Source organism: Bacillus sp. FSL E2-8900, from assembly GCF_037966225.1.
GTDB lineage: Bacteria > Bacillota > Bacilli > Bacillales > Bacillaceae_G > Bacillus_A > Bacillus_A cereus.
Genome location: NZ_CP150193.1, coordinates 334,217 through 346,396, shown reverse-complemented (window position 1 = coordinate 346,396; position 12,180 = coordinate 334,217). Strand labels below are relative to the sequence as shown.

The following is a 12,180-nucleotide window of genomic DNA, read 5'->3' as shown; positions in this document are numbered from 1 at the left end:
AAAGAAACACATTGGATAATCCAATGTGTTTCTTTATTTATTTGGTTTCAATTCAAATTTTATCGTTCTATTTTCATGCGTAAACTCCGGTCTATACGTAGCGATATACGTATTTTCTTTCGCTACGTCAAATAGCATGATATCTTGAATTTTTTCATCTGGTGCTAACTTTTTACTAATAAAGCTATCAGGGTTATTATATTCTTTAAATCTTGTACCTTTCTTATCGGTAATCTCAAATTCATAAAATGCAAAAGGTATTTCCTTTTTACTATTATTTTCTACTTTGAAAATAATCCCCAAAATCTCCTCTTTCTTTTTATTCTCATCATAATCCGGATATCCTAATTTAACTGAATCGATAGTTACTTGCAAACCATCTACGTCTACTGTCTCCCCTATTTTATACACTTTATCTTGAACATCTTCTTGTTTACTTTCATTACTATCTTTAGTCTCAGTGCAAGCACTTAAACTAAAAGCTATGCCAAAAATTAAAACAATTTGACTTACCTTTTTTAACATACTCTTTCCTCCACATAAGACAATATTTCATATGTATCATAACAAAACGCTTTACTCTTTCTTGTCATATTTTGTCGTATTAATTGCTAACTGCACAAATAGAAAAAAGCTATCTTCTACAAAAGATAGCTTTCATGATGCCGATGAAACCTTAAGTCCAATGACACCCAAAACAATAAAAAGAATACAAAATGCTTGAAATAAACTAATATGCTCTTTAAAAAAGTACACACTAATGATTGTAATAAGTAATGTTCCAACGCCAGACCAAATAGCATAAGCAATACTTAAATGAATCTTTTTCACAACGATGGCGAACACGCTGAAACAAATTCCATAAAACACGAAAATCAGTACACTTGGAACGAGCTTTGTTAAACCATTTGATAGTTTCATCGCAATTGTTCCAGCTACTTCAAAAATAATTGTAACAAGTAATAATAGCCAATATACCATACTAGAATCTCCTTCTCTGTTACCTTATAGAGATTCTAGTATACTACTTATAGTCCCAATGAAATATATTTAATTTCTAAATATTCCTCGATGCCGAAATGGCCTCCTTCACGACCGATACCACTTTCTTTAAATCCACCAAATGGTGCTTGTGCAACTGATGGAAGACCATCGTTTAGACCGATAATACCGTACTCTAACGCTTCACTAATTTGGAATGCTTGGCTAATGTCTTTCGTGAAAATATACGCAGCTAAACCGTATGGTGTATTGTTTGCACGTTCGATTACTTCATCAACTGTTTTAAATTTCGTAACTGGTGCCACTGGCCCAAATGTTTCTTCATTCATACAAAGCATCGTATCATTTGCCAACCCAATTACAGTCGGTTGAATGAAATGTCCCTCTAACTCTACGACCTTTTGACCACCATATAAAACTGTTCCACCTTTTTGAATAGCATCTTCAATATGTTCTTGTACTTTTGAAACTGCATTCTCATCAATAAGTGGCCCGACAGTCGTTCCGTCACCGAAACCGTCTCCTACTTTCAACTGCCCTACTGCCTTTTGGAACTTCTCTACAAATACTTCGTATACTTCTTCTTGAACGAATACTCGGTTTGTACATATACACGTTTGTCCTGCATTACGGAATTTCGAACCAATCACCGCTTCTACTGCTTTATCTAAATCTGCATCATTCATTACGATAAACGGAGCGTGTCCCCCTAACTCAAGCGAAACTTTTTTCATCGTTTGCGCCGCACTAGCCATTAACTCTTTCCCGATTTCCGTTGACCCTGTAAAGGACACTTTTCGAACGCGACCATCTTCCATCCATGTATCAGCAATTGCTTTTGCACTACCTGTTACGATATTGATTACGCCCTTTGGAATATCTGCTTCATGGGCTAATTCAGCTAATTTCAATGCAGTTAATGGCGTTTGACTTGCCGGTTTCACAACGGCTGTACAGCCTGCTGCAAGCGCTGGGGCTACCTTTCTCGTAATCATAGCAGCTGGGAAGTTCCAAGGTGTAATAGCTGCCATAACGCCAACTGGTTGCTTCATAACTAAAATGCGCTTATTCGGATGAGCAGCAGGAATCATTTCACCATATACGCGTTTCCCCTCTTCTGCATACCATTCAACAAAACTGTTTGCATAATTTACTTCACCAAGCGCTTCTGCAAACGGCTTTCCTTGTTCCTTCGTCATAATCGCTGCGATCTCTTCTTTATTTTCATCAATAAGCGTAAACCACTTTTTTAACTTCGTGGCACGATCTGCTGCCGTTAACTTAGACCACGTTTTAAAAGCTTCATGTGCAGCATCAACAGCTTGCTTTGCCTCTGTTACTCCGCCTTTTGGTACAGTTGCAAATATTTCCTTCGTCGCAGGATTATTTACTTCAATTTGTTCTTGTAGTGTAATCCACTCACCATTTATATACATCGCCTTTTTATCTATACTTACGAAAGTCGCCTTTTTATCCAATGTTTTCTTCCTCCTCTATGAACTTCTTAATTTTTCTAGTAGCAGCAGATTGACTAATTTGCAAAAACTCAGCCACTTTATAACTTGATCCATACGTTTTATACGCTTTAAGAATTATATTTCTCTCTACCTCTTCCAGCATTTTATAAAGGCTTTGCCCCGATTGTTCAACTGCAGCCTCTTGCATAGAGAGTGGCAAATCCTCTACCGTTACAACATCATCAACAGTAATAACAATTCTCTCAATTACATTCTCTATTTCTCTATTGTTCCCTTCCCACGGATATCCAACAAACATTTGTAACGTACTCGGCGCTAGTTTCACATCACGTCCGTACTTTTTATTAAAGTGCTGCAAGTAATGATAAATAAGCGGCAAAATATCTTCTGTTCTTTCCCTAAGCGGGGGAATTGCAATTGGAATGACATTCAAACGATAGTATAAATCTTTCCGAAATGTTCCTTGTTTCACCATCTCGCTTAAATCTCTATTTGTTGCCGCCACAATTCGAACATCCACTTTTTTTAATTCTCTTCCGCCTATAGGACGAAATGTTTTTTCTTGCAATACTTGCAAAAGCTTCGCTTGAATTTCAAGCGGCATTTCACCGATTTCATCTAAAAAAAGAGTTCCTTTATGCGCGGATTCTAATAGTCCCTTTTTCCCTTCACGATTCGCACCTGTAAAAGATCCACCTGAATATCCAAAAAGCTCCGATTCAATTAAATTAGTTGGCAATGCCGCACAATTAATTTCATAGAAACTTTCATACTTACGGTGACTCACTTCATGTAAATGGCGTACTAATCGACTTTTCCCTACTCCAGTCTCGCCTAAAACGAGAACAGTACTATCCACTACAGATACTTTTTTGATTGTATCGACTATTTTTTGCATAGCTAGACTTTTAAAAATAAGTCCTTCATGCTCATATGTTTCTCTTAATTCTTTTTTATATGTTTTTAGCTGATTATCCATTTCCTCTACCTTTTGACGTAATTGATAGAGTTCAGTAAGGTCGCGAGAATAACTAATCACTCTTCTTAAATTTCCCTCATCATCAAAAACAGGCCTTGTACGAACGTGTAAATACTCTCCTGATTTTGTAGTTTGAACGAGTTCAATTGGCCTCTTTTTTTCAATCACTTCTAATGTCGCTGATGGATAAAAGATTCCATCCTTTTGTAGTTCTTTTACATGCTTACCAACTAACTCTTCTGCAGCTAGTTGGTAGTGCCTTTCACATGTACTATTTACACGTACAACGATCCCTTGCTCATCTGTAACAAAAATTTCGTCAAACGCATATTCAAATACATCTTTTAAATCCATTAACACTCGTTCCTTTTCTGCAACCATCCTAGCCACCCCTAACTTCAAATCCATCGATCCACTTCACTACCTTTATTATAAAGTGAATTTTCTGCATTTAACATAGAGTCAGCTAGAATGTTTGCTATTTATACTTCAGTTTTTAAACGCGAGCGATGTTTGTTTGCTCATAGCAAGCTTGCAACGATTCTTCAATTATTGTTAAACCTTCTTCAAGTTGCTCATCTGTAATAACTAAAGGCATTAACACACGGATAACATTTCCATATGTCCCTGCTGATAATAACAGTAACCCACGCTTATTTGCTTCTGCACATAGATTAGCCGTTAACGTTTTGTCAGGTGCTTTCGTCTTACGATCTTGAACGACCTCAAATGCACACATTGCGCCTAACCCACGCACATCACCGATGCAATGATATTTATTTTTCATCTCTTCGAATCGGTTCATTACGACTTTTCCTAATTCTATCGCTCTATCATTTAATTTCTCATTTTCTATTACATCGAGAACAGCTAATGCAGCCGCACATCCTAATGGACTTCCTGCATACGTTCCACCAAGTTCACCTGGTGCAGACTCATTCATAATTTCTTTACGTCCAATGACACCACTTATCGGTACACCAGCACCTAATGATTTAGACACTGTAATTAAATCTGGAACGACATCATAGTGATCAATTGCAAAATATTTTCCTGTACGACTAAAGCCTGTTTGTATTTCATCCGCTACAAATAAGATGCCGTTCTCTGAACAAATGCGGCGTACTTCTTGAACAAATTTCTTACTTGGGACGATAAATCCACCTTCCCCTTGAACAGGTTCCATTACAACAGCTGCAATTGTTTCTGGTGCTACTTCCGATATGAAGAAGTTCTTAAACTCTTCAATAATAAAATCATCATACTGCTCTTCCGTTAATCCCTCTGGGCGACGGTATTCGTATGGAAATGGCGCTTTATATACTTCTGGAGCAAAGGGACCAAACCCAAATTTATATGGCTTCACTTTACTTGTCATCGTCATTGTCATTAATGTACGCCCGTGGAAACCTTTAGAAAATGCGATAATACCAGGTCTCTTCGTATATTTACGAGCGATTTTCACCGCGTTCTCAACTGCTTCTGCACCACTATTTAAAAACAGGACTTGCTTATCGAAACTTCCTGGTGCCAATGCCGCAAGCTTTTCTGCTAATTCAATATATGGCTCATACATCATGACGTTAAATCCAGTATGAATGTATTGATCGACTTGTTTATGGAGCGCTTCTTTAACCTTTGGATGACAATGCCCTACGTTAATTGTCCCGATTGCTCCTGCAAAATCAATGTACTGATTGCCATCAACATCTGTTACAAGAGCACCATTGGCAGATTGTACAAACGTTGGGATGCCGTTACTTACTCCTTTTGGTACTATATTTTGACGGCGTTCTAATAAAGATGCCGCTTTCGGTCCTGGAATTTGTTCATTTACTTTAGCAAATTTTTTTGTGTTCATTGCGTACCCCATCCTTTTCTTTACATTGTTTTCTCTTTTTATTGCAAAATATATGCCAACTTTCTTTTCTAGCATTTATCCTATATTCTTTGTATCCAGGCATAAAAAATAAGTCTATAAAGACTCATTAAGAGTCTTTATAGACTTATTTTCCTTACACATTAGACTTTTCTTTCTCCCAGAAAAACTCACCCGATTGAGAAATAAACTCTCCAACAGAATCTAACACTAAATCAGCAAGTGGTTCTAATGTTGGACGGTCTCCTGTACCAGATAGCACCCCAATTGCATAGCAATCGCCATTTTTAGCTAAATGTAAATCAGTTGGCGTATCTCCAACAACCGCAACCTCACATGATTCTAAATTAAATTTCTCACAAAACACTTCTATAATCTTTTTATCTGGTTTTTGCGCAGGGAATGTATCCGAGGCTATAATATAATCAAAAAAGTTCTCCAACTTATATTGTTTTAAAAATAATTCTGTTGGTGCGAAATCATCCGCCGTGACAACCCCTAATATAAATCCTTTATCTTTTAATGCCTGTAACACTTTCGGTAAGTCTGCTGTCATTTTCATATGCGAACGATGCTCATACATAAGGGAAAATAACTTCTCACTTACCCACTGATGCATCTCTTCTTCTCTAGCAGACTCAATATAATTACAAAGCCCCTTCGCTACATCAAGGCTTGTTCCAGCAGCTATTGCACTCCTTGGATTAACAAATGCTCCCTCTACACCAATCTCTTCTAATAAGGTCTGCCGCATTGTACTTGGTAAATGATATAAACTTATACATTCAGCTACAAGTTCTTCAGCTACTTTTATCCATATTGAATGAAAATCCATTAATGTCCCATCTTTATCAAATAATATCGCCTTTACCTTCTCCATAGCACCCTACCTCTCATTTCTTATCTCTTCCAGTGTATCAATAAAGTATGGATGTAAAATAAAAGAATTGTAAAAATACCATAAAAATCAAACTAACTCCCAATTTACAATTCATTTTAACAAAGTAAAAAAGGATGCCCTTACAGGGCATCCTCTTGATGTTCAGGAACAAATAGTTCTAAACAATGATATATATTTTCGAATTCCATCGGTGCATCTCCACCATACTCACCATCTAAATTAATCATTAGTTTATCTGGTGAATGTACTTTAATTCGGTTCGCTTGTGTATATAACACTTTTGGATTATTAATATGTTCACCACGTTGTGCTTGTGTTGCTGCTTTAATTAAATCAGCGATAGAACCTTTTTTCAGTACTAATAGGTCAAATAACCCATCGTTAATAGATGCATACGGTGCTACCTTTTCAAATCCACCTACTGAACGAGTATTCGTAATTAAAAACATCGTAATTTCTTCTTGTAGTAACTTTCCATCATACTCAATTTCAACATATGTCGGATGCAATGATGGTAACATCTCGATACCTTTTAGGTAATAAGCAAGCTGCCCTAATACTGTCTTTAACTTACTCGGTACTTCGTATGTTAATTCTGTAATACGACCGCCACCAGCGATGTTAATAAAATATGTATCGTTCGCTCTACCAAGGTCTAATGGCACTGTTTTTCCTTCGCAAATAATATCTGCTGCCTCTTCAATAGAACGAGGTACACCAATTGCACGTGCAAAGTCATTTGTCGTTCCAACTGGAATAATTCCAAATTTCGGACGGAATTCATGCCCAACTAAACCGTTTACTACTTCATTTAATGTACCGTCGCCACCAGCCGCAATAACAACATCAAACTTACGATCCGCAGCTTGCCTCGCCGCCACAGTAGCGTCTCCAGGACCCGTTGTCGCATGACAAGATGTCTCATAGCCAGCTTGTTCTAATTTTTGTAATACTTCTGGTAAGCTCTTCTTAAATAGCTCACGCCCAGAAGTAGGATTATAAATAATTCTTGCTCGCTTCATCATTTATTAGCACAGGAAATTTCTTTATGTATCGAAAAAGAACATACTGAACTTCTATTCAGTATTCCCATGCCTACCTCCTCTCATCTTGCTATCCTTCTTTTATCCCGCTCAAACAGGCAGTAAGAACCCGATTCGTGTAGTCCATCAAAAGTAAATATTCATTTCAATGGTTTTTTATTTGACTCCAAAATTTATCCCGCTATTTGCGGGCAGTAAATGCCCGATTGGTGAGGGCTAATAATCAGCTTTGGATGAACCTCCCACTGATTAAAGTTTCACTTTATTTCTATCCATTCTTCCATAAAAATTTACATATAACGAATAATAACTATCTATTATTTCATGAGATGAAAAAAACCTCTATGTTTAGATTTATCATTATTCCCACCTTTTTGCAACTATCATACCATAGTTGCTATACAAACATTTTTCCACTTTTGACAGTTAATCAAACGTTTGTTTAAACGATTTTGTCTCATTTAAACAAACGTTTGATTAACCTAGAAAAACACCCATGTACGGGTGTTTTTCTGCTTAATCTTTAAAAGTCATTACTATTATCGCTTATTAATCTCTTCAAGTAAGATTTTGTTAACAAGCGGTGGATTTGCTTGTCCTTTTGTAGCTTTCATAATTTGACCAACTAAGAAGCCAATTGCACGGTCTTTACCGTTTTTAAAGTCTTCGATAGATTGCTCATTATTATCAAGAATTTCTGTTACAACTTTACGAAGTGTACCCTCGTCAGAAATTTGAACAAGACCTTTCGCTTTAACGATTTCTTCTGGGTCTCCACCTTTTTCAATTAATTCATTAAATACTTTCTTCGCGATTTTAGAAGAAATTGTACCTTTTTCAATTAATTGAACCATTTTAGATAAACCAGCAGGCGTTAATGCAACGTCTTTTAATTCTTTTTGTTGTTTGTTTAAGTATGCAAGTACTTCACCCATTAACCAGTTCGATGTTAATTTCGCATCAGCACCGTCTGCAACAGTTGCTTCAAAGAAATCAGACATCTCTTTCGTTAATGTTAACACGTGTGCATCATAAGCTGGTAAGCCTAGTTCTGCAACGTAGCGAGCTTTACGTGCATCTGGAAGTTCTGGAATAGAAGCTCGAACTGCTTCTTTCCACTCATCATCAATGTAAAGTTCAACTAAGTCTGGCTCCGGGAAGTAACGGTAATCGTCAGATCCTTCTTTCACACGCATTAAGATTGTTTTCTTCGTTGCTTCATCATAACGACGTGTTTCTTGTTGGATGATACCACCAGATAACAGTTCTTTTTCTTGGCGCACTTGCTCGTGCTCAAGACCTTTTTGTACGTAAGTGAATGAGTTTAAGTTTTTCAGTTCCGCTTTTGTACCGAACTTCTCTTGTCCAACTGGACGAAGAGAAATGTTCGCATCACAACGTAAGGAACCTTCTTCCATCTTACAATCAGATACACCAGTGTATTGAATGATTGATTTTAACTTCTCTAAGTATGCATATGCTTCTTCTGGCGTACGCATATCTGGCTCAGATACGATCTCGATTAAAGGCATACCTTGACGGTTGTAGTCTACTAATGAACCATCAGCTGTATGCGTTGATTTACCAGCATCTTCTTCTAAATGAAGACGTGTAATACCGATACGTTTCTTTTTACCGTCTACTTCGATTTCAATCCAACCATTTTCACCAATTGGCTTATCAAATTGAGAGATTTGGTAAGCTTTCGGGTTATCTGGATAGAAATAGTTTTTACGGTCAAACTTCGTTTCCGTTGCGATGTCACAGTTTAATGCCATTGCAGCTTTCATCGCAAAGTTAACTGCTTCTTTATTTAAAGTAGGAAGTACCCCTGGGTATCCTAAGTCAATTACACTTGTTTGTGTATTTGGCTCCGCTCCGAATTCTGTTGGACTCGCAGAGAAAATTTTCGAATTTGTTTTTAACTCAACGTGAACCTCTAAACCAATAATTGTTTCTAAATTCATCTATGCTCGCCTCCTTACAGACTTGCTTTTTTTGTATGATAGTCTGTTGCTTGCTCAAACGCATGTGCAACGCGGTAAATTGTCGCTTCATCGAAGTGTTTACCAATGATTTGTAGACCAAGTGGCATGTTGTTAGCACCGAATCCACATGGAACTGAAATCGCTGGAACACCAGCTAAGTTTACTGGGATTGTTAAAATGTCATTTGCATACATTGTCATTGGATCGTCAACTTTTTCTCCCACTTTAAATGCCGGAGTTGGTGTTGTTGGTCCAATAATAACATCATAGTTAGCAAATACGTTTTCAAAGTCGTTCTTAATTAATGTACGTACTTGTTGTGCTTTTTTGTAATATGCATCATAGTAACCAGAGCTAAGAGCAAATGTACCAAGCATAATACGACGTTTAACTTCATCACCGAAACCTTCACTACGTGTGTTTTTGTAAAGATCTAATAAGTTATTTACATTATCAGAACGAACACCGTAACGCACGCCATCAAAGCGTGAAAGGTTAGCAGATGCTTCAGAAGAAGATAGTAAGTAATACGTTGCTAGAGCGTATTTAGAGTGTGGAAGAGATACTTCCTCCCAAGTTGCGCCCATACCTTCTAATACTTTTAAAGCAGCTAGTACTGACTCACGAGCTTCTTCGCCAACACCTTCGCCTAAGTATTCTTTCGGTACAGCAATGCGTAAACCTTTAACATCGCCTGTTAAACCAGCTAAATAGTTTCCAACTTCAACATTTGCAGAAGTTGCATCCATGCGGTCAATACCTGAAATAGCTTGTAATAAGTATGCATTGTCTTCTACTGTACGTGTAATCGGTCCGATTTGGTCAAGTGAAGATGCGAATGCTACTAATCCGTAACGAGATACGCGTCCGTAAGTTGGTTTTAAACCTACAACACCGCAATATGCAGCTGGCTGACGGATAGAACCACCCGTATCAGAACCTAGAGAGAATAGTACTTCTCCTGCTGCTACAGCTGCTGCAGAACCACCACTAGATCCGCCTGGAACGTAATCTAAGTTCCATGGGTTTTTCGTAGCGTAGAATCCTGAGTTTTCATTTGAAGAACCCATTGCGAACTCGTCCATGTTTAATTTACCGATTGTAATTGTGTCAGCAGCTTTTAGCTTTTGCACAACTGTCGCATCATAAATTGGATCGAAGTTTGCTAACATTTTGCTCGCACAAGTTGTACGAAGACCGTTAGTTACAATGTTATCTTTTACACCAATTGGCATACCGAATAATAAACCATTATCTTCAGCGCCGATTTTTGCATCTAATTCTTTCGCTTTTGCGCGTGCATTTTCTTCATCTAATGTAAGAAAGGCTTTTACGTTATCTTCAACATCCGCAATACGTTTGTAAGATTCTTCTACTAAATCCGTAACGGAAATTTCTTTGTTGTTTAACTTCTTATGTAACTCTGATACTGAATGATCAAATAATGACATCGAAATTCCCCTCCTCTATTCTAATACTGCTGGAACACGGATTTGATTATCCTTGTGATCCGGTGCATTTTTTAATACTTCTTCAACTGGTAAACCTTTTTCTGGTACATCTTCACGCATAACATTTTTCATAGTTAATACATGAGTTGTTGGTTTTACATCTGTTGTATCTAATTCATTTAACTGTTCTGCAAATGTAACAATTGCATCTAGTTGTTTTTGAAATTTTTCTGCTTCTTGATCAGTAATTGCAAGACGTGCTAAATGTGCTACGTGCTTTACATTCTCAACGGAAATTCTTGACACGGCTAGGCCACCTCCATAATATATCGTTCAATCTACAATACTATTGATGATACCAAATTTTCAGTACTTCAAGCAAGTCAACACAGAGTACTTACGCCATTTTTACATAAAAAAAGAAAGGCAAATGCCTTTCTTTACAATTTACTCTTTATCTAACGGTTTATTTTTTGGAAATCTCTCGTTATCTTCTTCATTATCACGAATTGTTTTTTGTAATACAAAACAAGACATCGTTAAAAATAATGTTCCAATTAAATAGTATCCTTTTACACTAAGCGTTTCATCTAACGTATAAATCCCAATTAGCATACCTGAAAGCGCACAAACAAATGAAGTCCATGCTAAAAATGTGAACGCTTGCGTATTACGTCTTCTCATCGTTCTCCCCCTCGTTAGCTGTATACCCATTATAGATAAGTATATTTACCATGATGGATTTTTATGTAAATTCTAGTTTTATATTTATAAATCTATCATAAAAGAATACTATTTTAAAGAAAGTTTTCTGTCTAATCTGAAAAAATAATTAAAATCATTGACAATTTTTTCTATTCTACATAAAATAAAAATAAATATTACGAACCTCGAAATATACGGGAGTGGAATTAATTGTTGCAATATGAACATTTTTTAGACTTACTGCTAGATAACGCCAAGAAACTTTTCTATCCTGAAGAATGGGTAAGCCTAGATTTAACACTTTCTAAAACAGAAGTATTTTGTTTACTTTGGATGGAACGAAATACAGATATTACAATGACGAAAATTGCTGACCTTCTTGATATACCGATGAGTACAACGACGGGCGTTGTAAATCGCCTTGTAAAAAAGGGATATATTGAGCGCTACCGTGATGAAAACGACCGACGTATTGTATTAATTCGGTTAACAGAAAACGGCGTAATGCTCGTTCAAGAAGTAAAACAAAATGCAGCCCACTACTTTAGCTTAGTGACAGAAGCATTGTCAGAAGAAGAAAAAGCATTCTTACTACAAATCTTCCAAAAGATTATGAATCACATTGCTACGTCACAGCAAAAAACAGAAGAAAAAGTTTCTACACCTAAAATGAAAAACATTCCGATTGAATAAAACCCTATCTGGGTTTTTATTCAATCATTTACTTCGACACTCGTAATATTCGATATTCGAA

The 12,180-nt window shown here is 36.8% G+C and carries 12 protein-coding genes; 1 reads left to right on the top strand and 11 read right to left on the bottom strand.

Features of this window, described 5'->3' with window-relative positions; translation table 11 throughout:
- Nucleotides 1-33 precede the first annotated feature (33 nt).
- From NST90_RS01845 to NST90_RS01795, 11 genes are all read right to left on the bottom strand, one after another.
- Nucleotides 34-525: a DUF4352 domain-containing protein gene (locus NST90_RS01845; RefSeq protein ID WP_000915109.1), complete on the bottom strand. Its 492-nt coding sequence runs from the start codon at nt 523-525 to the stop codon at nt 34-36.
- Between the two features lie 132 nt (nt 526-657).
- A complete protein-coding gene (locus NST90_RS01840) occupies nt 658-981 on the bottom strand; it encodes a multidrug efflux SMR transporter (RefSeq protein ID WP_000263262.1) in 324 nt (107 codons plus the stop codon).
- A gap of 47 nt (nt 982-1,028) precedes the next feature.
- A complete protein-coding gene (gene gabD / locus NST90_RS01835; RefSeq protein WP_000358136.1) occupies nt 1,029-2,480 on the bottom strand; it encodes an NADP-dependent succinate-semialdehyde dehydrogenase in 1,452 nt (483 codons plus the stop codon).
- A complete protein-coding gene (locus tag NST90_RS01830) occupies nt 2,473-3,840 on the bottom strand; it encodes a sigma 54-interacting transcriptional regulator (protein WP_000225146.1) in 1,368 nt (455 codons plus the stop codon). Before NST90_RS01830 ends, gabD begins: the two co-directional genes overlap by 8 nt.
- Before the next feature lie 115 nt (nt 3,841-3,955).
- Nucleotides 3,956-5,320 (bottom strand): 4-aminobutyrate--2-oxoglutarate transaminase, encoded by a 1,365-nt coding sequence (gene gabT, locus NST90_RS01825; protein WP_001093017.1) that lies wholly within the window; start codon nt 5,318-5,320, stop codon nt 3,956-3,958.
- Between the two features lie 154 nt (nt 5,321-5,474).
- Nucleotides 5,475-6,218: an HAD family hydrolase gene (locus NST90_RS01820; RefSeq protein ID WP_000416672.1), complete on the bottom strand. Its 744-nt coding sequence runs from the start codon at nt 6,216-6,218 to the stop codon at nt 5,475-5,477.
- 140 nt (nt 6,219-6,358) lie between these two features.
- On the bottom strand, nt 6,359-7,264 hold the full coding sequence (locus NST90_RS01815) for a diacylglycerol kinase (protein ID WP_000977679.1): 906 nt from the start codon (nt 7,262-7,264) through the stop codon (nt 6,359-6,361).
- A gap of 557 nt (nt 7,265-7,821) precedes the next feature.
- The gene (gene gatB / locus NST90_RS01810; RefSeq protein WP_001047673.1) at nt 7,822-9,249 is read right to left on the bottom strand and encodes an Asp-tRNA(Asn)/Glu-tRNA(Gln) amidotransferase subunit GatB; all 1,428 of its coding nucleotides are present in this window, start codon (nt 9,247-9,249) and stop codon (nt 7,822-7,824) included.
- A gap of 14 nt (nt 9,250-9,263) precedes the next feature.
- Nucleotides 9,264-10,721 (bottom strand): Asp-tRNA(Asn)/Glu-tRNA(Gln) amidotransferase subunit GatA, encoded by a 1,458-nt coding sequence (gene gatA, locus NST90_RS01805; RefSeq protein WP_000051441.1) that lies wholly within the window; start codon nt 10,719-10,721, stop codon nt 9,264-9,266.
- A 15-nt stretch (nt 10,722-10,736) separates the two neighbouring features.
- A complete protein-coding gene (gene gatC, locus NST90_RS01800; RefSeq protein ID WP_000086999.1) occupies nt 10,737-11,027 on the bottom strand; it encodes an Asp-tRNA(Asn)/Glu-tRNA(Gln) amidotransferase subunit GatC in 291 nt (96 codons plus the stop codon).
- 141 nt (nt 11,028-11,168) lie between these two features.
- The gene (locus tag NST90_RS01795; protein WP_001254393.1) at nt 11,169-11,405 is read right to left on the bottom strand and encodes a YiaA/YiaB family inner membrane protein; all 237 of its coding nucleotides are present in this window, start codon (nt 11,403-11,405) and stop codon (nt 11,169-11,171) included.
- 231 nt (nt 11,406-11,636) lie between these two features.
- Here NST90_RS01795 and NST90_RS01790 point away from each other — a divergent pair, with 231 nt between their 5' ends.
- Complete coding sequence (locus NST90_RS01790) at nt 11,637-12,119, top strand: MarR family transcriptional regulator (protein ID WP_000942482.1); 483 nt, start codon at nt 11,637-11,639, stop codon at nt 12,117-12,119.
- The last annotated feature ends 61 nt before the right edge of the window (nt 12,120-12,180 follow it).

What these genes read in the sequence shown, in the direction of transcription:
- NST90_RS01840 (WP_000263262.1), bottom strand. Translation starts at nt 981, where the DNA reads ATGGTATATTGGCTATTATTACTTGTTACAATTATTTTTGAAGTAGCT.
- NST90_RS01845 (WP_000915109.1), bottom strand. Translation starts at nt 525, where the DNA reads ATGTTAAAAAAGGTAAGTCAAATTGTTTTAATTTTTGGCATAGCTTTT.
- gabT (WP_001093017.1), bottom strand. Translation starts at nt 5,320, where the DNA reads ATGAACACAAAAAAATTTGCTAAAGTAAATGAACAAATTCCAGGACCG.
- NST90_RS01820 (WP_000416672.1), bottom strand. Translation starts at nt 6,218, where the DNA reads ATGGAGAAGGTAAAGGCGATATTATTTGATAAAGATGGGACATTAATG.
- gatB (WP_001047673.1), bottom strand. Translation starts at nt 9,249, where the DNA reads ATGAATTTAGAAACAATTATTGGTTTAGAGGTTCACGTTGAGTTAAAA.
- gatA (WP_000051441.1), bottom strand. Translation starts at nt 10,721, where the DNA reads ATGTCATTATTTGATCATTCAGTATCAGAGTTACATAAGAAGTTAAAC.
- NST90_RS01795 (WP_001254393.1), bottom strand. Translation starts at nt 11,405, where the DNA reads ATGAGAAGACGTAATACGCAAGCGTTCACATTTTTAGCATGGACTTCA.
- NST90_RS01815 (WP_000977679.1), bottom strand. Translation starts at nt 7,264, where the DNA reads ATGATGAAGCGAGCAAGAATTATTTATAATCCTACTTCTGGGCGTGAG.
- NST90_RS01830 (WP_000225146.1), bottom strand. Translation starts at nt 3,840, where the DNA reads ATGGTTGCAGAAAAGGAACGAGTGTTAATGGATTTAAAAGATGTATTT.